The sequence below is a fragment of the Streptomyces goshikiensis genome, from assembly GCF_014650555.1.
Classification (GTDB): Bacteria; Actinomycetota; Actinomycetes; order Streptomycetales; family Streptomycetaceae; genus Streptomyces; species Streptomyces goshikiensis.
In genome coordinates, this window is sequence record NZ_BMVE01000009.1 from 139,463 (window position 1) to 159,610 (window position 20,148).

Annotated in this window: 20 protein-coding genes and 1 pseudogene; 9 read left to right on the forward strand and 12 right to left on the reverse strand. The window is 72.8% G+C overall.

Features of this window, described 5'->3' with window-relative positions:
* Nucleotides 1-31: 31 nt before the first annotated feature.
* Nucleotides 32-2,011 (reverse strand): helix-turn-helix domain-containing protein, encoded by a 1,980-nt coding sequence (locus tag IE248_RS24835; RefSeq protein WP_190031721.1) that lies wholly within the window; start codon nucleotides 2,009-2,011, stop codon nucleotides 32-34.
* 125 nt (nucleotides 2,012-2,136) lie between these two features.
* On the opposite strand from IE248_RS24835, the gene IE248_RS24840 reads away from it, so the two are divergent.
* Nucleotides 2,137-2,334 carry a hypothetical protein gene (locus IE248_RS24840; RefSeq protein ID WP_100582142.1) on the forward strand — a complete coding sequence of 66 codons (198 nt, stop codon included), beginning with the start codon at nucleotides 2,137-2,139 and terminating at the stop codon, nucleotides 2,332-2,334.
* A 79-nt stretch (nucleotides 2,335-2,413) separates the two neighbouring features.
* Here the strand turns inward: IE248_RS24840 and IE248_RS24845 are convergent, their stop codons facing one another.
* The 3 genes from IE248_RS24845 to IE248_RS24855 form a co-directional block, all read right to left on the reverse strand.
* Entirely contained in the window at nucleotides 2,414-2,692 is a 279-nt protein-coding gene (locus tag IE248_RS24845) for a GlsB/YeaQ/YmgE family stress response membrane protein (protein ID WP_073797379.1), read from the reverse strand.
* 90 nt (nucleotides 2,693-2,782) lie between these two features.
* Complete coding sequence (locus IE248_RS24850; RefSeq protein WP_190031722.1) at nucleotides 2,783-3,607, reverse strand: MerR family transcriptional regulator; 825 nt, start codon at nucleotides 3,605-3,607, stop codon at nucleotides 2,783-2,785.
* 60 nt (nucleotides 3,608-3,667) lie between these two features.
* Nucleotides 3,668-4,039, reverse strand: a complete 372-nt coding sequence (locus IE248_RS24855) for a winged helix-turn-helix transcriptional regulator (protein ID WP_100582140.1) — start codon at nucleotides 4,037-4,039, stop codon at nucleotides 3,668-3,670.
* 122 nt (nucleotides 4,040-4,161) lie between these two features.
* Here IE248_RS24855 and IE248_RS24860 point away from each other — a divergent pair, with 122 nt between their 5' ends.
* Entirely contained in the window at nucleotides 4,162-4,995 is an 834-nt protein-coding gene (locus tag IE248_RS24860) for an enoyl-CoA hydratase/isomerase family protein (protein WP_190031820.1), read from the forward strand.
* Nucleotides 4,996-5,077: 82 nt separating this feature from the next.
* On the opposite strand, the gene IE248_RS24865 is transcribed toward IE248_RS24860, so the two are convergent.
* On the reverse strand, nucleotides 5,078-5,917 hold the full coding sequence (locus IE248_RS24865; RefSeq protein ID WP_190031723.1) for an SDR family oxidoreductase: 840 nt from the start codon (nucleotides 5,915-5,917) through the stop codon (nucleotides 5,078-5,080).
* Between the two features lie 91 nt (nucleotides 5,918-6,008).
* On the opposite strand from IE248_RS24865, the gene IE248_RS24870 reads away from it, so the two are divergent.
* Nucleotides 6,009-6,380: a winged helix-turn-helix transcriptional regulator gene (locus IE248_RS24870; protein WP_008735595.1), complete on the forward strand. Its 372-nt coding sequence runs from the start codon at nucleotides 6,009-6,011 to the stop codon at nucleotides 6,378-6,380.
* 72 nt (nucleotides 6,381-6,452) lie between these two features.
* On the opposite strand, the gene IE248_RS24875 is transcribed toward IE248_RS24870, so the two are convergent.
* The 4 genes from IE248_RS24875 to IE248_RS24890 form a co-directional block, all read right to left on the reverse strand.
* Nucleotides 6,453-8,606 carry a xanthine dehydrogenase family protein molybdopterin-binding subunit gene (locus tag IE248_RS24875; RefSeq protein WP_190031724.1) on the reverse strand — a complete coding sequence of 718 codons (2,154 nt, stop codon included), beginning with the start codon at nucleotides 8,604-8,606 and terminating at the stop codon, nucleotides 6,453-6,455.
* Between the two features lie 29 nt (nucleotides 8,607-8,635).
* A complete protein-coding gene (locus IE248_RS24880; protein ID WP_073797373.1) occupies nucleotides 8,636-9,652 on the reverse strand; it encodes an FAD binding domain-containing protein in 1,017 nt (338 codons plus the stop codon).
* A complete protein-coding gene (locus tag IE248_RS24885; RefSeq protein ID WP_047961277.1) occupies nucleotides 9,649-10,194 on the reverse strand; it encodes a 2Fe-2S iron-sulfur cluster-binding protein in 546 nt (181 codons plus the stop codon). Before IE248_RS24885 ends, IE248_RS24880 begins: the two co-directional genes overlap by 4 nt.
* Nucleotides 10,195-10,482: 288 nt before the next feature.
* A complete protein-coding gene (locus tag IE248_RS24890) occupies nucleotides 10,483-11,088 on the reverse strand; it encodes a hypothetical protein (protein WP_073797372.1) in 606 nt (201 codons plus the stop codon).
* A gap of 460 nt (nucleotides 11,089-11,548) precedes the next feature.
* Here IE248_RS24890 and IE248_RS24895 point away from each other — a divergent pair, with 460 nt between their 5' ends.
* Nucleotides 11,549-12,799, forward strand: coding sequence for an esterase/lipase family protein (locus tag IE248_RS24895; RefSeq protein WP_190031725.1), 1,251 nt, complete (start codon nucleotides 11,549-11,551; stop codon nucleotides 12,797-12,799).
* 88 nt (nucleotides 12,800-12,887) lie between these two features.
* Here the strand turns inward: IE248_RS24895 and IE248_RS24900 are convergent, their stop codons facing one another.
* The gene (locus IE248_RS24900) at nucleotides 12,888-13,061 is read right to left on the reverse strand and encodes a CsbD family protein (protein WP_100582136.1); all 174 of its coding nucleotides are present in this window, start codon (nucleotides 13,059-13,061) and stop codon (nucleotides 12,888-12,890) included.
* Between the two features lie 151 nt (nucleotides 13,062-13,212).
* On the opposite strand from IE248_RS24900, the gene IE248_RS24905 reads away from it, so the two are divergent.
* Nucleotides 13,213-13,476, forward strand: a complete 264-nt coding sequence (locus tag IE248_RS24905) for a hypothetical protein (protein WP_100582135.1) — start codon at nucleotides 13,213-13,215, stop codon at nucleotides 13,474-13,476.
* Between the two features lie 86 nt (nucleotides 13,477-13,562).
* Nucleotides 13,563-14,468 carry a YihY/virulence factor BrkB family protein gene (locus IE248_RS24910; protein ID WP_229895498.1) on the forward strand — a complete coding sequence of 302 codons (906 nt, stop codon included), beginning with the start codon at nucleotides 13,563-13,565 and terminating at the stop codon, nucleotides 14,466-14,468.
* A gap of 27 nt (nucleotides 14,469-14,495) precedes the next feature.
* Here the strand turns inward: IE248_RS24910 and IE248_RS24915 are convergent, their stop codons facing one another.
* A complete protein-coding gene (locus IE248_RS24915; RefSeq protein WP_229895499.1) occupies nucleotides 14,496-14,867 on the reverse strand; it encodes a hypothetical protein in 372 nt (123 codons plus the stop codon).
* Nucleotides 14,868-15,415: 548 nt separating this feature from the next.
* Here IE248_RS24915 and IE248_RS24920 point away from each other — a divergent pair.
* Both IE248_RS24920 and IE248_RS24925 read left to right on the forward strand, forming a co-directional pair.
* Entirely contained in the window at nucleotides 15,416-16,171 is a 756-nt protein-coding gene (locus IE248_RS24920) for a hypothetical protein (RefSeq protein WP_190031727.1), read from the forward strand.
* 225 nt (nucleotides 16,172-16,396) lie between these two features.
* Nucleotides 16,397-17,232: pseudogene (locus IE248_RS24925) on the forward strand (SDR family NAD(P)-dependent oxidoreductase).
* A 36-nt stretch (nucleotides 17,233-17,268) separates the two neighbouring features.
* Here the strand turns inward: IE248_RS24925 and IE248_RS24930 are convergent.
* Nucleotides 17,269-18,051, reverse strand: a complete 783-nt coding sequence (locus IE248_RS24930; RefSeq protein ID WP_190031728.1) for a DUF4328 domain-containing protein — start codon at nucleotides 18,049-18,051, stop codon at nucleotides 17,269-17,271.
* 841 nt (nucleotides 18,052-18,892) lie between these two features.
* Here IE248_RS24930 and IE248_RS38415 point away from each other — a divergent pair.
* Nucleotides 18,893-20,092, forward strand: a complete 1,200-nt coding sequence (locus IE248_RS38415; RefSeq protein ID WP_190031729.1) for an FG-GAP-like repeat-containing protein — start codon at nucleotides 18,893-18,895, stop codon at nucleotides 20,090-20,092.
* Nucleotides 20,093-20,148: the final 56 nt, after the last annotated feature.

Genomic DNA, 20,148 nt, shown 5'->3' on the forward strand with positions numbered 1-20,148 from the left:
GGGGCCCTGCCACGGCCGGGCCGGCTCCGGGTCAGTGCCACGGCAGCGTGGGCGTACCGTCCGGGTCCAGCCCGTACCGCCACTTCGCCGCGATCGCGGGCAGGTTCTTGACCTTGTCGGCGTGACCGGCATCGGCCGCTCGCCGGAGCAGGGCTTCGGCGCCCGGGGTGTCGCCCGCCTCCGTCCGCAGCTCGGCCAGGTAGAGCAGGGCATCGCGGCCGCCGGCGTCGGCGGCCTGCCGCGCCCAGGCCTCGGCCTCCTGTACGCTCCCCGCTTCCCGCCGCTTGCGGGCCGTGTAGAGCAGGGCTTCGGGCCGGCCGGTCCGGGTCGCTCGCCGCGCCAGCTCCTCGGCGCCCGCCAGGTCTCCCGCCCGCTCCCGCCTCTCCGCCAGATCGAGCAGGGCGTCAACGTCGCCCGCGTCGGCGGCCCGTCGGAGCAGGGAGTCCGCCCCGGGGTGGTCCCCGGCCTCCCGTCGCGCACGGGAGAGACGCAACAGCGCGCCGGCATGACCGGCGTGTGCGGCGCGGTGGCAGAGGTGGTGGTGCCACTGGAGGCGGTGGCAGGCCCTGGCCGCCTCGGCGAGGCGGTACAGGTCGTCGGGTCGGGTGAGATGGGTGTGGGCCGCGTGCCAGAAGGAGGCGGGCGGGCACAGATCGCCGCGAACGGCGCGGCCGTGCTGTTCCAGGTGGTCGGCGAGCCGGAACACCGTCCCGGCCGGCCCGGCAGGGGCCTCACCCGGGCGCGCGTCGCCCGGCGGACGCAGCGCGGGCCGGGGGACGGAGCGGCGCAGCGGGGCCTGCTTGCCGTGGACGGGGCGGGCGAGTTCGGCGAACGCCGCCTCCGCCCAGTCGTCGGCCCGTTGGTCGTATTCGCCCTGGCTGAAGTAGTCGGCGGCGGCGTCGACGAGGAAGGCACGGGGCAGATGGAGACCGGCGCCGAGCCGGCGCGCGTCCATCGCCACACGCAACAAGGCCCTGGCGGCGGGGCTCCCTTGTTCGTAGCGGTCGCGCAGCTGAGGGGCGCCGGCGAGGTCCTGTGCGAGTTGCCCCGAGGTGCGGGCGCGCGTCAGGGCATCGGCCAGCAACCGGTCCCCGGACTCGGCGAGGGCGACCGCGGCGGCCAGTGCGGGGGCGTCGAAGGCCTCGGGGACGATCAGGGTGCGGCCCTCCAGCAGGGCGCGGACCGGGCTGTACACATCCGGCTCGTCCGGGGCGGGCAGGGCGGCGTACCGGAGGGCGTACTTGGGCCACAGCGTGCCCAGGACCAGTACGGGCCCGCGCTCGGGCACGGTCAGCAGGCTGCGCACGGCTGCCGCGATCCGCTCGCCCGTCACCGGGTCGCCGAAGTAGTGCTGGGCCTCGTTCAGCCACACCACCGTCCTCGGCAGGACACGGTGCAAGTCGTCCAAGGCCTCCGTCGCCCGTGTCGGGTCGAAGGGGTGCCACAGCCTCCACCCCAGCGCGGCGAGCGGCTGTACGGCCTCCCAGCAGGCCCTGGTCTTCCCGGTCGACGAGTCGCCGACCAGGACCACCAGCCGGCTGTGCCCGTTCCCGGCCTCCCGCACCGCCCGCGCCAGCACCCGATCGTGCTCACGTGACACGTAGCCGGGCAGCACCCGCCGCACCACCCCGCCCGGGGCGGCGCCGGGGCTGCTGTCCGGGGCGGTGCCGGCCGGGTGCACCTCCAGGTCGTGCGGGTCCCAGTCACCGATCGGCCGGCCCGGGCCCGCCCCACCGCCCGCCACCGAAGCCGGATCCGCCCGCTCCGTCGCCCTCCGCCACAGCTCCACCAGCTCGGCCACCGGCAGCCCCAGCCCCCGGGCCAGGATCACCACCGTGCGCTTCGACGGCGGCGGCCCGCTGCGGCGAACCGCCGTGTGCACCGTCGTGCGCCCCAGGCCCAAGCTGCGGCCGAGGGTCGTCATGCTCCTCCCGGGCTGGTCCATCGCGGTCCTCAGCCTGTCGCGCAGTTCGGTGAGCGCCGGATTCTGATCGGACGGTCCGTCGTACACGTTTCTCACCCCGGGGCAGTGAAGTGCTGTTCGCCGGTGTTCATCCTTTCCGCGGCGAACCACGGCGAACAGCGTTTCCGCGAACCTCGACCACGTCACCGCCCCACATGCCAAGGGAGTTCGACGTGTTCCTCACCGCCGTACTGCTCACCGTCACGCTGGTCCTCGTGATCGCACTGCTGGCCGGCGCCGCGGCCGCCAAACTCGCCCGCCTGGAGGGCGTCGGCTACCCCGCCGCGCTCAGGCAGGCGGCCGTCACGTTCGGCGCGGTCCTCACCCTGGCCGTCGCCATCGCCGCCGCCCTCGTCGGCCTGAACTCCTGAGCGCTGGATCCGCCGCCCACGCGAACGCGGGCGGCCCCCCTCAGGGGACCGCCCGCGCCGGACGGAGCCGGGTCGTTGCTCAGGCGTGGCGGTGATGGTGCCGGTTGCCGGTGACCAGTCGGTAGACGGCGAGGAGAATGACGGAGCCGGCGATCGCGGCGATCCAGGTGGAGAGGTCGAAGAAGCCGTCGATGGAGTCGACGCCGAAGAGGACCTTGCCGAGCCAGCCGCCGAGCAGGCCGCCCGCGATGCCGATCAGCATCGTGATGATGACGCCGCCCGGGTCCTTGCCCGGCATGAGTGCCTTGGCGATGAAGCCCGCGAGCAGTCCGATCAAGATCCAGGCAATGATGCCCATGCGCTTCTCCTACCTCGAAGAGTGAAGTCCGTGTCAACGCTCGTCTTCACCGTCTTGAGGTTTCCAAACGCCCTTGTTTCGTGATCGTTTTCAGCGGCCCTGGCCGGCGCTGCGCACCGGCTCCTGAAGTTCGGTCACCCAGTCGTCGCGGCTTTCGGGGCATTCCAGATTGACCTCCCGGGGATGGCCGGCCGAGCGGTAGCCGTTTGCCTCGATCCAGCGGCCGAGGGTCTGCACGGTGGGCAGGACGGCCTCCATCGAGCCGCGGTGCACGACGGTCGCCGCCTGCTCGACGGGTGGCAGGTCCACGACGCGCAGCCCGTCGTCCTCGCCGAGAGGTACGGAGACCTCGACGCCCGCGTGAACGAGGATCCCGCCGTCCGGCGCGTCCTCGTAGTGGGCGACCCCTGGCCCGGAGGGGGCGATGCCCGCCGCCTCCAGACGCCGGAACAGCTCGTCGTAGAGCGGCTGGATGACCGGTCCGATGGTGTCGAAGTCCGGTGCCACCGCGGTCAGTTCGGCCAGCCGTACGCTCGGCAGGCTCTTCAGTACGACATCGTTGACGGGCATCTGCCCCTCGCTCTCGATCGAGCGGAGCCTCGCCTCGACCTGGGCCAGCCGGGACGCCGCCGCCGTCATCTCCGCTTCCAGCTCGGCGCGCCGCAGCCGGAGCATGGCGCGCAGCTCCCCGGCGGTGACCTCTTCGTCCAGGATCGCCCGGACCTGCTGGAGGGTGAAGCCGAGGTCCTTCAGCGCGATGACGCGGTTGAGGCGTGCCAACTGGGCGGCCGTGTAGGAGCGGTAGCCGTTGGCCGGGTCGACGTGTGCCGGGCGCAGCAGGCCGGTCGCGTCGTAGTGCCGAAGCATCCGGACCGAGACGCGGCCGTGCCGGGCGAAGTCTCCGATGGTGAACATGATGTCTCCGAGTCGACCGCCTGACACGGTGTGAGGGTCAAGGGCGCCAGAGGTCCCGGCTCAGATCCGCGTGCGTTGGTCGTAGTCCCTCTGGTGCGTCCGGATCTCCTCCGCGTGGTTGACCGTCCAGTCGTACAGGCGGCCGAACGGCTCCCGCAGGGATGCGCCGAGCGGGGTGAGGGAGTACTCGACCCCGACCGGGGAGGTGGGCAGCACGCGGCGCGCGACCATCCCGTTGCGCTCCAGGCGGCGCAGGGTCTGGGTCAGGACCCGCTGGGTCACACCCTCCAGGCGGCGCTTGATCTCGTTGAACCGAGTGGGCTCTTCGAGGACCGCCATCACCATCATCGACCACTTGTCGGCGATCTGGTCGAGGATCGGGCGGCTGGGGCAGTCCGACCGGTAGACGGTGTCGGTTGGGGAAGTGGCCATGTCGGTATCCTTCGCGATCCTTGCGATGCCGAAAGTGCGTTATTGACGCGGGTCGCCCGCCAAAGCACCGTAAGTATGCATCAGGAACCTAGATGCGTACCGGGTACCGATCGGAGATCTCCGTGCACCACGACGCCTACGCGACCCTGCGGGTGAGCCTTGAGGGCGGCATCGCCCGCGTCACCCTCGACAACCCCCCGGTCAACGTCCTGAACGTCGCCCTGATGGCCGACCTCCGGCACCTGCTGACCGCGCTGAGGGACGACGACTCGGTCCGGGTGATCGTGTTCGACAGCGCCAGCCCGGAGTTCTTCATCGCCCACGTCGACATGACGCTCGTCGACGCGCCGGACGCCTTCGACCGGTTCGCGGCCGACCTTCCGGACGGAGTCAACGTCTTCCAGGCACTGGGCGAACTGCTCCGGCACCAGCCCCAGGTGACCATCGTCAAGCTCGCCGGGACGGCGCGCGGGGGAGGGGCGGAGTTCGTCGCGGCGGCGGACATGGCGTTCGCGGCGATCGGTCGCGCCGGGATCGGCCAGATAGAGGCCCTCATGGGGATCGTCCCCGGCGGCGGGGGCACGCAGTACCTCGCCGGCCGGGTCGGCCGCAATCGCGCCCTGGAGGCGGTGCTGGGCGCCGGCCTCTACGACGCCGAAACCGCGGAGCGTTACGGCTGGGTCAACCGGGCCGTTCCCGCCGCCGAACTCGACGGCGTCGTCGACCGTCTAGCCCGCGACATCGCCGCCCTGCCCGAGGGCGTGATCGCGGCGGCCAAGCGCGCCCTGGCCCCCGAGGACCTGTCCGAGGGGCTCCGGCGGGAGCACGACGCCTGGGCAGGTCAGTTCGCCCGCCCCGCGGCCGAGCGGTTGATCCGCGGCGCACTGGCCCGCGGCGCCCAGACCCGTGACGGCGAGCGTGATCTGGAGGGCCTGCTGCGGGGGCTGGCCGGATGACAGGTCCTCACCGGCGGGGCGGGACCGGGCCGCGCTGACGCCGGGTCAGCGCGGGCCCGGTACCCGGCTCGCGCCGGCCCGGTCAGCGGAACGCGGCGACGTGGTCGGTGGCCCAGTCCGCGAAGGAGCGAGGAGCGCGGCCGAGGACGCGCTCCACGTCCTCGCTGACGCGCAGCTCGGCCGGGTTCGGCGAGCCGAGGATGTCCAGGGTGTCATCGGCGAGCTCGGCCGGCATGCTCCGGGCCATGGCCGCCCGGGCCTCCGTGCGGGTGAGCTCGTGGAACCGCACTGGCGAGCCCAGGGCGGCGGCGAGGGCCCCGGTCTGCTCGCGCGGCGTGATCACCTGAGGTCCGGTCAGTTCGTAGACCCCTCCCGTGTGGCGGTCGTCCAGCAGGCAGGCGGCCGCGACTTCGGCGATGTCCAGCGGGTCGATGACCGGGACCCCCACATCGCCGAACGGGGCGGCGACGACCCGCTGCGCGCGCACGGACTCGGCCCACCACAAGGCGTTGGAGGCGAAGCCGCCCGGCCGCAGGACGGCCCAGTCCAGACCGGACTTGCGCAGCTCGTCCTCCAGCTCGCGCATCCTGATCCGCGTCGTGCCGAAGGGCCTGGTCGCCACACCGAGCGAGGAGAGCAGGACGACCCTGCGCACCCCGCTGGCCGCGGCCAGCCCGATGATGTCGGCCGGCCCGGCCCCCTCGGCGTGCAGGTCGCCGGAGAGCAGCAGGAACAACGCGGTGGCCCCGGCCAGCGCGGGTTCGAGAGCGGCCGGCTCGGCCAGGTCGACGGTCAGGTGGCGTACGCCGTCGGGCGCCGCCGCGGCGTGCCGCGACACGGTCGTCACCTGCCGGCCCGCCCGGGCCAGCGCCCGCGTCAACGGCCGGCCGATGTTCCCGGTGGCCCCGGTTACGACGATCATGATCTGCTCCTCGTTCGATGTCCTTCGTGGCAACGACGCTAGGAGCCGGACTAACTCTTGGTAAGGACATACCTCTGGGTAAGCTCCTCACATGACAGAAGGCGCGCAGCTCACACAGGCCGGGACCGGGGCGCCGTATGAGGTGTTTCACACCGACTGCCCCGCCCGGGACGTCGTCGACCACGTCACCAGCCGGTGGGGCGTCTGGGTGCTGATCGCCCTTCGGAGCGATGACCTCCGGTTCTATGAACTGCGCGAGAGCATCAAGGGGATCAGCGAGAAGATGCTCGCCCAGACGCTGCGCGCCCTGGTCCAGGACGGCCTGGTCTGGAGGAAGGTCGAGCCGACGACACCGCCCCAGGTCACCTACGGGCTGACCGAGTTCGGCCAGGACGTCGGCGAGCCGCTGACGGACCTGTTCGACCGGATCACGAAGCGGCTGCCACCGCGCCCCGCGCGGTAGCGGTGAACGGGCCGGGCGACCGCACCCCGTGGGGCCCGGTGGGGGCGGTCAACCCCGCGCGCGGACACCGCGCTACGGGCCGGCGACGCGTCCCGCGCCCTCCGGCCCGGCATCGAGGGCGGCCAGGACCCGGTCAGGGGTCAGCGGCAGCTCCCGCAGCCGCCGGCCGGTCGCCTGGCAGACGGCGTTGCCGATCGCCGCGGCCGCGCCGACGATGCCGATCTCCCCGATGCCCTTGCTGCCCATCGGGTTGAGGTGCTTGTCGTGCTCGTCGATCCAGTGGGCCTCGATCGCGGGGACGTCGGCGTTCGTCGGCACGTGGTAGGCGGCCAGGTCCCGCTCCACGAAGTCGCCGGACGCCGGATCGAGCCCGCTGTGCTCCGTCAGCGCCATGCCCAGCCCCATCACCATCCCCCCGATGAGCTGGGAGCGGGCCGTACGCGGGTTGAGGATGTGGCCGGCGGCGAAGACGCCGAGCAGCCGGCGCACGCGTACCTCGCCCGTGACGGTGTCGGCCTGGACCTCGGCGAAGTGCGCCCCGAACGCGTGGCGCGCGTACGGGGACTTCTGCTTCGCCGACTGGGTGGTGTCGGCGGACGCCGAGAGCCCGGCGGCGGGCAGCGGTCCCTGGTGCCGGGCCAGCCGGTCGGTCAGCGCGGTGCAGGCGTCGTGCACCGCCCAGCCCCAGGACGCCGTTCCGGTGGAGCCCCCGGCGACGGGGCCGGGCGGCAGCGCGCTGTTGCCGAGGGACAGCGAGACGGCGTCGAGCGGGACGCGGAGGGCGTCGGCGGCGATCTGGGCCATGACCGTCCGGGCGCCGGTGCCGATGTCGGTCGCGTTGACCTCGACCAGGTAGCTCCCGTCGGGGCGGGCGTGGGCCCGGGCGCCCGAAGGGGCGATGTACACGGGGTAGGTGGCGGCGGCCACACCCGCCCCGATGAGGAGCGCCCCCTCGCGGCGCGGCGGCCGCCGGCCGGCCCAGCCGAACCGGCGCGCGCCCTCGCGCAGGCACTCCACGAGGTGGCGGCTGCTGAACGGGCGGCCGCCGTCGGGCTCGGTGGCCGCGTCGTTGCGCACGCGCAGCTCCACGGGGTCCATGCCGAGGGCGTCGGCGAGCTCGTCCATGGCCGACTCCAGGGCGTACATGCCGGGGGCTTCGCCGGGGGCGCGCATCCAGGAGGGCGTGGGCACGTCGAGCGCGGCGACGCGGTGGGTGGTGCGGCTGTTGTGCACGGCGTACATCACCCGGGCCGGTACGGCGGCCTGTTCGACGAACTCGCGGACCCGCGAGGTGTGCGTGGTGACCTCGTGGGTGAGGGCGGTGAGGGTGCCGTCGGCCCGGGCGCCCAGCCGGAGGTGGTGCAGGGTGGGCGCGCGGTGCCCGACGGTGGCGGCCATGTGCCGGCGGGGCAGGGAGAGCGTGACGGGGCGCCCGCAGTACCGGGTCGCCATCACGGCGAGGACGACGTGGGGGCGCGGTGTGCCCTTGGAGCCGAATCCGCCGCCGACGTGCTCGGCCAGGACGGTGATCTGGTCCGCCCGCAGCCCGAACAGCCCGGCCAGGACGCCGCGTACCACCGTGGTGCCCTGGCAGGAGTCGTACACCGTGAGGTGGCCGCGTTCCGCGTCCCAGTCGGCGGTGGCCGCGTGCGGCTCCATGGCGTGGTTGTGCAGCGGCGGAACCGAGTAGCGCACGTCGACGCGTACGGGCGCCTCCTCGAACGCCCCGTCGGGGTCGCCGTGTTCGCGGTGCGCCGGATAGCCGCCGTTGACCTCCTCGGGCGTGTACAGGCCCGGATGCCCCGCGCGCAGGGTGACGTCGTGGGGCTCCGTCTCGTAGGTGACCCGTACGGCCGAGGCGGCGGCCCGCGCCCCTTCGAGGGTGTCGGCGACGGCCAGCGCCACGTACCAGCCCCGGTGCGGCACCCGCAGGTCCTGGAGGAGCTGGAGGGTGGGGTCGTCGGAGGGGCCCAGGCGGGGGGCGTCGTAGGGGGTGAGGACGCCGAGTACGCCGGGCAGGGCCAGGGCCCCGGCGGTGTCGACGGCGGTGATCCGCCCGCGCGCGACGGTCGCGGGCACCGGCCAGGCGTAGGCCCGCAGCGGCAGGTGCTGTTCGGCCGCGTAGCGGGCGGCGCCGGTCACCTTCTCCCGGCCTTCGCGCCGCGGGACGGGGGCGCCGAGAGCGGCGGCCGTGGCGGGTTCGAGGGTGGCGGCGGTCGGGCTCATCGTGGTCCTGTTCCTGGTCGGTGGCACCGTTACGGCGTGGCGGGGGAACCGGGGTGCGCGCCGGTCAGCTCGGCGATGGCGTCGCAGGCGAGGTGGCGGGCGAGCGGGAGCTTGTACGCGTTGTCGCGCAGCGGCCTCGCCCGCGCGAGTTCGGCGTCGACGGCATCGCGGACGGCGCCCGGGTCCGGTACGGCGCCGGTCAGCCGGGCCTCGGCGGCGGCCGCGCGCCAGGGCCGGTGGGCGAGGCCGCCGAAGGCGAGGGCGATCCGGCGCACGCGGCCGTCGCCGGGGTCGAGGTCGAGGACGACGGCGACCGAAGCCAGGGCGAAGGCGTACGAGGCGCGTTCGCGCGCCTTGCGGTAGAGGGAGACGGCGCCGGGCGCGGGCGCGGGCAGGAGCACCGCCGTGACGATCTCCCCGGGGCGGATGACGGTGTCGTCCTCGGGCCGGTCCCCCGGCAGCCGGTGGAACTCGGCGGCCGCGACCCTGCGGGTGGTGCCCGCCCCGCCGTACAGCTCGACTTCGGCGTCCAGCGCGGCGAGGGCCACGGCCATGTCGGAGGGGTGCGTGGCGATGCAGTGCTCGGAGTGCCCGAGCACGGCGTGGTCGCGGTGGAGGCCGTCGCGGGCCCCGCAGCCGCTGCCGGGCTCGCGCTTGTTGCAGGGTGTGGACAGGTCCTGGAAATAGCCGCACCGGGTGCGCTGGAGCAGGTTGCCACCGGTGGTGGCGACGTTGCGCAGCTGGCCGGAGGCGCCGGCGAGCAGCGCCCGGCTGAGGAGCGGGTAGCGGCTGCGCACCAGCGGATGGGCGGCCAGGTCGCTGTTGCGGACCGTGGCGCCGACGCGCAGACCGCCGTCGGGGAGTTCGCGGATCTCCGCCAGTGGGAGGCGGGAGACGTCGATGAGGGCGCCGGGTGTCTCGACGCCCAGCTTCATCAGGTCCACGAGGTTGGTGCCGCCGCCGAGATAGCGGGAGCCGGGGTGGGCGGCGTAGGCATCGGCCGCCTCCTGGAGGCTCGTGGCGCGTACGTAGGCGAAGGGCCTCACGGGGTCACCTCCGCACCGGCCGCGGTGGCCGCGGCGTCGGCTCCCGCGTCGGTGACGGCTCGTACGATCGCGGGATAGGCGCCGCAGCGGCAGAGGTTCCCGCTGAGCCGTTCCCTGACCTCCTCGGCGCTCAGCGCGGCGGGGCCGGGCACCGCCAGGGCCGCGGCGGCGGTGGCGTGGGAGGGGTGGCCGGCGGCGGCTTCGCGGAGCGCGCCGACCGCGGAACAGAGCTGGCCGGGCGTGCAGTAGCCGCACTGGAAGGCGTCGTGCTCCATGAAGGCGCGCTGGAGCGGGTGGAGGGTGTCGTCGGGGCCGGCCAGGCCCTCGACGGTGGTGATCTCGCAGCCGTGGAGGGCCACGGCGAGGAGCAGGCAGCTGTTGGCGCGCCGGCCCTCCACCAGGACGGTGCAGGCACCGCACTGCCCGTGGTCGCACCCCTTCTTGGCGCCGGTCAGGTCCAGGTGCTCGCGCAGGGTGTCGAGGAGCGTGACCCGGTGGTCCAGGTCGAGTTCGTGGTGGACACCGTTGACGCGCAGGGCCACGCGGGAGCGGACGGCCGTGGCGGGCGCGCCGTCCGGCGTGCGCGGCGCCGGGCCGGGAGCGCCGTCGGGTACGGGCCCGTGGGCGGGCGGGTCGGTTGCGTGGGGCACCACGAGCTCCCTTGACGTCCGTTCGGGGATGGGGAATCCCTTCGACTGCCCAGCGTGGCCCCTCGCGGGCCCGAGCGCGCCGCACGCCTCCGCCGTCCTCCCCCGAACGGCCCACGGCAGGCCCGGGAGAAGCCGCGGCGGGCGCGGGCGGCCGTGTTCCGGGACCGCCCGAGGATCCCGTCAGGGCCGCAGACCGGCCCGCCTGAGGGTGATCTCGGACAGGGCGGCGATGACCTGCCGGTCGCCGCGGCGCCAGGCGTCCGCGAGGCCGCCCTGAGGGGCGGGGATCGTGGAGAGCTCGCCCGGCGGTCCGGTCAGGGCGCGCAGGGCGAGCAGATCGGCGCCTCCGGGTGCGTCGAGAAGGCGCCGGACGGTGGCGCTGCGACGGATCCAGCGCAGGCGCAGGGGGAGCCACAGCAGCAGTACGAAGACCACGGGGACGACGATGAGCGCGAGCGTGACCAGGGTGGCCAACTGGCTGACGGCGTCCTGAAGCGACTGGCCGGCGTCGGCGATCCCGGTGCCGGCGTCGGCAGCGGACTGGAACGGCTTCTCCAGCAGGTCGCCGACGAGCGGCACCTTCGAGGCCGTGGCACCGGCGTCGTCGAGGGCGCTCGCGAGGCCCTCGCCGGAGCTCTCCACCTTGCGTCCCGGCTCGGCCAGCATCATGATCGCGCCGTGGACGGCCAGGGCGAACCGGACCGCGACGGCGATCAGGACCACGGCGATCAGGTCCGCGAGGATCTGGCGGGTCCGCCGTGCTGGGGTCTGGGCGTACAGAAGCATCGGCCGCTCCCATTCCGGTCATGGCGTCGAGGAGCACCGGCCCCGCCCCGGACGTCTGAGGCAACGGATGAGGCGGCCCACCACGCCCGCCACCACCTGCGCACACCGTGACCCGGGAAACCGCCGGAGCGGCTCATTACGCCGATGCGCGGCATGTCGGCAGCCGAGGGGCGCCCACGCGCCGGGGGGGCGGCCACATGCCGGGGGGCGCTCGAAGCCGTCCCTCCGCCGCACTTCACGCCCGGCCGAATGCTCCCGGACCCCGGACCCGCATCATCGTTTCTTCCCTTTCACCCCTGTGACCTGCACGGAAAGGGCGCCGGGGCCGAAGAGTGACGTGGTGTGGATTCGCTGGCAGCGGGATCCGAGCCTCGCGATCATGGGTCCGCTTTCGCTCTGAAAGCGGCGGTCTCACGGGTGGCGCAGCCCGGCCGCACCACGAAACGGAGGAGCTGGATCCATGTCCATGCCTGTTGTGAGCATCTGGGACAACGCCATGCCGGGCGCTCAGCCCGCGCACCCGAAGACCTCCGCGTGGGACGCCACGTGGCCCCTCCGAGGGGGGAACGCCTGGGTGTTCTACAGCACGCAGGGCCAGACCCGGGTCAGGAAGCCGGTGATCCTCTCCGACGGCTTCTCCGCCGGGAAGAGCGACCCCGACGCGCTGTGGAACGCCCTGGAGAACGGCGAGTACCCCTTCGTCACCAAGCTGCGCGAGGCCGGCTTCGACCTGGTCCTCCTCGGCTTCGACGAGCGTTCCGCGTCCATCCTCGACAACGCCGCCGTGGCGATCCAGTGCATCGAGAAGGCGATCGACGACCGCGAAGGGACCGCCAGGCTGACGGTCGGCGGCTTCAGCATGGGCGGGCTGGTCACGCGCTACGCGCTCGCCAAGATGCAGCACGACGGTGACGACCCCGAGACCTCGACCTACCTCTCCTACGACACCCCTCACCGCGGCGCCTGGCTGCCCATCTCGGTACAGGCGTTCGCGCACTGGGTGAAGGACAACTGGGGCTCGATCCCGGGGTTCGGTGAACTCCTCGGCAGCTTCTCCGTACTGGTCAACAGCCCGGCCGCCCGGGAACTGCTGCGCTGGCACATCGGTGCCGTCGGCGACGAGGCGCGCGAGGACCAGGCCCGCATCGACTTCCTCGCCGAACTCGAACGGGTCGGCGGCTGGCCCGAGGGCGTACGCCGGCTCGGTGTCGGAAACGGGGCGGGCACCGGCGCGGGAAACAACATCCCGGCCGGCGTGACGGCGATGCGCACCACCGGTCAGGAGCTGACGGGCACCTACCTGGACACGCAGAACACGGGGGAGCAGGTCGTCGCCGTACTGAAGAAGACCGGAGACCCCGAGATCCGGATCACCACCAGCGGCCTGCCCGACATCGACGGCGCTCCCGGCGGCCTGTTCCCCGAAGCCCACAACCTCCCGGGCCACCCCGGCAACTTCGGAACCGCCGCCTTCCTGGCCGGGCTCCTCGAAGGCCAGCCGGCCGAACTCACGTACAACACCAGCACGTTCGTCCCGAGCGTCAGCGCGGTGGCGGCCGGCGACATCGACGACCACGACACGCTCTACAGCAAGATCGACCCCGCCGACAGCGAGCTCGACGCCTTCATGTGCGCCAGTGACAACGAGGGACACACGCTGATGACCCCGGAACTCGGCGAGTGGATCCTGACCAGGCTCCAGGGCGAATAACCCGCCACCGCGAAGACGCCGTCCCTCGGCACACCGGGGCCGGGACCGCAGCAGCGGTCCCGGCCCCGGTCGCGTGCGGGCATGAGGGTCAGTGCCTGAAGGCGTCCTTGACCTTCTCCTTGGCCTCGCGGGCATCGCCCTTCGCCTGCTCGGCGCGGCCCTCGGCGGTCAGCCGCTCGTTGCCGGTCAGGCGGCCAGCGGTCTCCTTGAGCTTGCCCTTGGCCTGCTCGCCCTTCGCCTCGGCCTTCTGCTCACCAGACACAGCTGATCACTCCCTCTTCGGTGGAAAAGCCTTACGCAGCCCCGTATGACCGCAGGACGCCTCCCCAAACAGCCGGGTCGCAACCGTCTTCGAGTACGTTCTCGTCAAGCGGGGCCGTTGCCGGCGGTCCGGGGGAGGGCAGACGGGCGGGATGAGCACGATGGATGAGCGGGTGTACTGCGGTGACGAGGGCCACTTGGTGCGGCCGACCCCGGGGCGGGTGTACGTGAGGCTGGCGGGCGGTCCGCTGGACGGCCAGCTCCTCGACATCACCAACCTGCCCGACCAGGAGCGGACGGACGGCGTGCTCCTGGCGACCGACCGGGGCCTGTTCGGGGTCGGAGGGCGCGCGCTGTACAGCCCCTCCGGAACCGACCCCGACCACACCTTCGACTGGGACGGCGACACACCCTGACACTCCCTGGCCCCGGCGGCCCCACGGAACGGCAGGCAGAGCGGCCTGCCGGGGATGAGAGCGGTGACGCCGGGCAAGAGGGCTTCGTGGCATCGAACACTCTCCGCACGCACCGGAGCACCCCCGGGAACCGCGCCGTCGAGCTCGTCGGACGGGGGCGCTCAGCCCTGCGCGGCACGGCCGTGCGCCTCTGGAACGACAACATCGCCGACTACGCGGCAGCTCTCACCTACTACGCGGTGCTGGCGTTGGTACCCGCCCTGCTCGTCTCGGTCTCCCTGGTGGGACTGGCCGGGGCCGGCACCCGCGAACGCCTGATCCTCGACCTCACCTCCTACGCGCCTCCCCAGTCGGCGCAGGTGCTCCGCGAGGCCTTGGACGGCCTCACCTCGAATCCGTCCTCCCTGTGGGTGCTGCTCGTCAGCGGCGTCCTGAGCGCCCTGTGGTCGGCCTCCAGCTACCTGGCGGTCTTCCGCCGCGCCCTGCACACGATGCACCGGCTGCCCGACACGAGGCCGCCCCTGCGCGCGGCGCACATCCTCGTCCTCACCGCCGGTGTGCTGCTGGCCCTGCTCGTCGCGGGCACCGCGAGCCTCGTCGCGACCGGCCCCGTGGCCCGACGACTCGCGGCGGCCGCAGGGCACTCGGGTACGGAGGCCATGGCCCTCCTGCGGTGGCCGGTGCTCCTGGTGATCGTCACGGCTCTGATCCTGATCCTCTACCGGACGGGGCCCGCCGAGGCCCGCGGAGTCCGCCGCGGGTTCCCGGGCGGCGCCCTGGCGGCGTGCCTGTGGCTCGGCGCTTCGGCGCTCTTCACCCTCTACACGCAGTTCGGCACCTACAGCCGTCTCTACGGTTCGCTGGCGGGGGTCGTCGTCTTCCTCGTGTGGCTGTGGTTCACCAACCTGGCACTGCTCGCCGGCGCACAGTTCAACGCGGTGCGCGCGGGGAGCGGCGCCGCGCCCGCCGAGCGCGTCCGGGAGATCGCGTAGGCCGGGTCGCGGTGTCGCCGCCGGGGCTCAGGCGGGGACGAAGACGTCCGCCTGGGCCCCGTCGAGGATGAAGCCGTTGTCGAAGCGGACCCGTACGCTCACGCGTGGCGCCCGTTCCTGGAAGGCGGTCCAGGCGGGTTCCAGGGAGCCGACCTTCTCTTCGAGCTGCCTCCTGCTCTCCGGGGGCATCTCGCCCCCGAAGGCGTCGAGCAGCGACTTGAGCCGCTCGTACTCGCGTACGTCGTCGCTCTCGTCCTGGTGGTCGACCACCTGCTCGACGGTCCCGCCGGTGCCCGCGGCCAGGGACAGGAACCCGACGAGGACCCCCGACACCTCGACCGAATCCGTCAGCCGGGTGTCCGCCGCCAGCACCACCCGCTGGCCTGCCCTCAGAGTCATCGACGCCCCATCTCCCCTACGTGTTGTCCACCGGCCGCGGCCCGCCGTGGAGCGGGCACCCGCCGAGGCTACCCCGCAAGGAGCACAGCAGGTCGGGACGGCTGCGGGCCCCCGTGTCAGGGGTAGCCGCAGCTGCTGGCGCCGCCGGGGCACGTGACGTTGCCGTTGGACTTCAAGCCCACGACCATCAGCACCAGGATGATGAGTGCCAGGAGGATCAGGGGAACGTTCTCGGAGGCCCAACTACCCCCCTTGTGCTCAGGAATCGGCCTCGGGGCGCTGTTGTCCCGGGCTGGAGGGAGGTCTTCGCTCTCGCCGCTGGGGGCATCTCCCGGGCCGACCTGATCGTCTGCCGCCATCGCGCCGCCGCCCCTCGCCGCAGTTCATCCCGTCTCATGACACGGCATCGGGTGACACCCGTCAAGAAGGCGGTGGTCGGGACTTCGACGAAGATGTTGTCTCCTTGGAGGGGTGAACAACGCTATTTCACACGTCTCACAGATCACCTGGGTAGAGTCCGCATCCCACACCTCTACCCAGGAGCCCTCATGCCCCCGCAGGAGACCACCACCCTCAAGTCCCAGTACGCCGACAAGGTCACGGCCGACCTCGAACTGAACACGGCTGAGCAGGAACGTATCCGCGAAGAGATCGCATCACTGCAGGAGCGCCTGACCGGCCTGGAGCAGGACCACGAACTCCTGATCGGGATGCGCACCGCCCTCGGCGACACCCTGGCCGTGGTGCCCGGCCCGCGCGCCGACAAGAAGACCCCGACGTCCGCGGGCGCCAAGGGGAGGAAGACGGCGGCGAGTGCCACGAGCACCACCGCGGCGAAGAAGGCGCCCAACAAGGCGTCAGCCAACAAGCCGGCCGCGAAGAAGGCGACCGCCAAGAAGGCCACTCCCGCGAAGGCCACTCCCGCGAAGGCCACCCCTGCGAAGGCCACTCCCGCGAAGGCGATCCCCGCGAAGGCCACGGCGGAGAAGGCCGACACCTCCGGAGAGACGCGGGCTCCGCTGACCGGGCTGATCCACCAACACCTCAGCGCCCAGAAGGAGCCCAAGACGGCAGGCGAGATCACCCAGGCCCTGGCCGCCGCGCACCCGGAGCGGCTCCTGAACGGCAACCTGGTGCGCACCACCACGGAGCGTCTGGTGGCCCGCGCACTGGTGGAGCGTTCCAAGCAGGGCTCCACCGTCTACTACACGGCCGTCCAGGCCAAGGGCACGGCGGACGAGACCCCGGCCGGCACCGAGGTGCCGGCCCAGACCGAGAAGGCACCGGCCGTCGCCACCGCCTGACCGCCCCCCCAACTGCCGTACACGGCGGACGGAGGGACGGAAGGGACGGAAGGGACCGAACGAACAAAGAGACGAGCCCTTTCGCGTGGTGCTCCACGCGTCCACCCTGGCCGGAAGCGGTCCAGGGTGGACGTCCTCGTGGTGCCGGAACACGAGCACGGGTTCCCCGGCGGTCAGCGCGGGACGCCGACGCGGCCGAGCCGACCGGGGGGCATCATGATCCACATGACTTCAGCCCCGTCCTCCACCCCCACCGAGGCCGCCTCCCGCGCCGCTGCCTCTCCCTCCGCACGCGTCTTCCCGCCCACCGGCCGCCGCGTGCTCGTCAGCGGTGCCTCGCGCGGGCTCGGCCGCGCGCTCGCCCAGGCGTTCGCCGCCAACGGCGACGTGGTGGCCGTCCACTTCGGCTCGCGGCGCGAGGAGGCGGAGGAAACCCTCGGTTCCCTCGCCGGTACGGGGCACGTGCTCGCCGGAGGCGATCTGTCCTCCCCGGAGGGCGCGCACGCCGTCGCCGAGGCGGCGGCCGGGGGACTCGGCGGGCTGGACGTGCTCGTCAACAACGCCGCGGTGAACCTCCCGCACCCGCTCGCCACCACCTCGTACGAGGACTGGGCGACCGCCTGGCAGGGTCACGTGGCCGTCAACCTCCTCGCGACGGCGAACCTCAGCCACCTCGCGGCCAGCCGGATGATCGAGCAGGGCGGCGGTGGCCGGATCGTCAACGTCGGCTCGCGCGGAGCCTTCCGGGGCGAGCCCGACCACCCGGCGTACGGGGCGACGAAGGCGGCGGTGCACGCGCTGGGCCAGTCGCTCGCCGTACACCTCGCCCCCCACGGAATCGGCGTCGCCTCCGTCGCACCCGGGTTCTTCGAGACCGAGCGGGTCGCGCACCGGCTGAGCGGGGCGCAGGGCGAGGCGATCCGCGCCCAGAGCCCCTTCGGGCGGGTGGCGTCGGCGGACGAGATCGCGGCGGCCGTGCTGTGGCTGGCCTCACCCGCGGCCGAATGGGCCTCGGGAACGGTGTTCTGGACCTCAACGGAGCCTCGTACCTGCGTACGTGAAGCAGCCGACGGGGCCCAGCCGCGCCGACGCGCGGGTCACACGGCGGCGGTGGCAGCCCCCGGGGCCGTCCGCTTGAGCAGCAGCTCCTCGGCCCGGGCGCGTTGCAGCGCGGTCAGCTTCCGCACGAACACGACGGCGAGCACGGCGGCCACGACGGCGGTCAGGTCCACCGCCGCGTTGAAGGCGCAGGTGTCGCGGATCTCCTCGGGTGTCTCGGCGCGCACGTACTGCGCCGAGCCGAAGCGGTAGAGGAGCTCGCTGGCGGTGAACACCAGCCACCAGGCGATCACCGGGGCGGCCGACACCCGGCGGTGGGTGCCGTCGGGGTCGTAAGGGGTGCTGGCCTCCCAGGTCTCCCGCGCCGTCCGGTACGGGATGAACAGGTTCCCGATCGGGATGAACCAGCCGCCGATCGCCCAGCCGGCGGACCGGCTGAAGCAGTCGGGGCGGAACACCTGGCCGTTGCAGCGGACCTGGTAGAACCAGATGATGAACACCACGGCGATGGCAAGGGAGAAGAGACCCTGCGCGAAGCCGATACGGATGGTGAGGGAGTCGGACAGGTCGAGGCTGCCGGACTCGACGGACGCGGGATCGGCGGCGTAGTCCGTCATCAGCTTCCGGGTGTAGAGGCCGACCCCGGACGAGAAGAGATCGACGGCGGCACCCGCGGCCAGCAGCACGGTCAGGGCCGTCGCGAGCCCCTGCGGGGAACGCAGGACGTCGGAGGCATGCGGCGGCGGAGCCGGCCAGGACCCGGGCTGTGGTGACGGCGACGGTGACGGCGACGGCGAAGGACCGGGCGCGTTGACGGACATGACGGAGTACCCCCCACGGGAACATGCGCGACGTGTGACATGAAAACGGGCCGCCTGACGGGCGGCCCGAGCCGACTGAAGATATGTCACTCCGAGTCCGCCGTCTACGGGATTCAAGTGCCGGGTGCACGGCAGAACCCGCAGGCCGGGCGGCAGATGGACGCGGGTGCACCGGCGGCGCCAGCCTCCTCGTACGGCGATTGCGCGCCCGCTCGGTCACGGAGGAGAACAACGCCTCGCGGTGGCCCGGCACACACCCACGACAGCGGCCGGGCACACCGTACGTCCGCCCCACCGACCCTTCGCACCGGAAGCCGGGCACCGCCTGGACTCAACGGGCCAAGGCCGTTTCGGTCCAGCCGGTGGACCTTCCCACCGCTCCCACCAGCGGCGAGAGTTGTTCTTGCCAGCAGGGAACACCGCCCGGCAGGCCGGACACCGGAAGGCATCACCGCGGGATGCGGTCCGGTTCAGGAGCCCCGACCCCACGTCAGAACAGGACCACGACCATGCTTCGCACCCGTCTCGCCCAGGCCGCCGCGGTCACCACGCTCACCACCACCTTCCTGCCGGCCCCCGCCGCCGCCTTGAGCGCCCCGACTGCCGACACGTAGACGACGGGCCGACCCTGACACACCCGCTGGTCCGACGCGGGGCCCGCTCTTCCCAGCTGCTCCTGCAGGGCAGCTGTCAGCAGCCCAAGCCCCCCGGCCGATCCCGGCCGCACCCACGCTCCGCCCCACCGGCGCCAACGGCGCCGTCCGCACCACCCCGTGGCCCCAGGCCAACCGGCCCGTGTCGCCCTGCCACGCCTTTCCCGACACCACTGTGAGGTTTCGTCATGTCCGCAACGCCCCGTACCAAGCGCCGCGTCAACAAGAAGACCACCGCTCTGGCCACGACCGCCCTGACCGTGGCCGGTCTCGGCGCCGCCCTGCTCGCCACCATCCCCGCCAACGCCGCGTCCGTCGGCACGTGGGACAAGGTCGCCCACTGCGAATCCACCGACGACTGGCAGATCAACACCGGCAACGGCTACTACGGCGGCCTACAGATATCCCCCCAGACGTGGAACGCCTTCGGCGGCCGCGAGTACGCCGCCTACCCGCACCAGGCGACCAAGCAGCAGCAGATCCTCATCGGGGAGAAGATCCTCGCCGGGCAGGGCCAGGGGGCCTGGCCGAACTGCGGGCCCGCCGCCGGCCTCGGAAGCGACCACGCGGATCCCTACCCCGCCACCTCCACGCCCCCGGCGCCGGTCGGCATGGTCCACCTCACCGCCGCGGACTTCACCGGCGACGGCAAGAAGGACCTCGTCGGCGTCGAGTCCGCGTCCGGCAAGCTGTGGCTCTACCCCGGCAACGGCAACGGCACCCTGGGCAACCGCGTCCAGATCGGCTCCGGCTGGAACGGCATGAGCAACCTCACCGCCGCCGACTACACCGGCGACGGCAAGGCCGACCTCGTCACGGTCGACAACTCGACCGGAAAGCTGTTCGTCTACCCCGGCGCCGGCTCGCTGAACGGCAGCGCCACGCTCGGCGCCCGCGTCCAGATCGGCTCCGGCTGGGGCACCATGCGCAACCTCACCGCGATCGACGTCAACAAGGACAACAAGGCGGACCTGCTCGCCGTCGACCCCTCCGGAGCCCTGTTCGCCTACCCCGGCAACGGCAACGGCACCCTCGGCGCCCGTACCCAGATCGGCTCCGGCTGGGGCAGCATGGCCGAGCTCGCCTCTCCCGGTGACCTGAACTCCGACGGCAAGGACGACCTCGTCGCCGTCGACCCCGCCGGCAACCTGTGGAAGTACCCCTCGACCGGCTCCCTGACCGGCACCAACACCCTCGGCGCCCGCAACCAGATCGGCTCCGGCTGGGACACCATGCACCAGCTCGTCGGCGCGGACTTCAACGGCGACGGCAAGGGCGACCTCGACGCCGTCCAGGCCCCCACCGGCTCGACCGGCACCTTCTACTTCTACCCCGGCAACGGCAGCGGCGGCTTCGCCGACCGCGCCCAGATCGGCACCGGCTGGTAGCCACACCGGGCTCCTCCCACCCCTCACCGCCCGAGCGCGGATCTGAACCCGCTCGC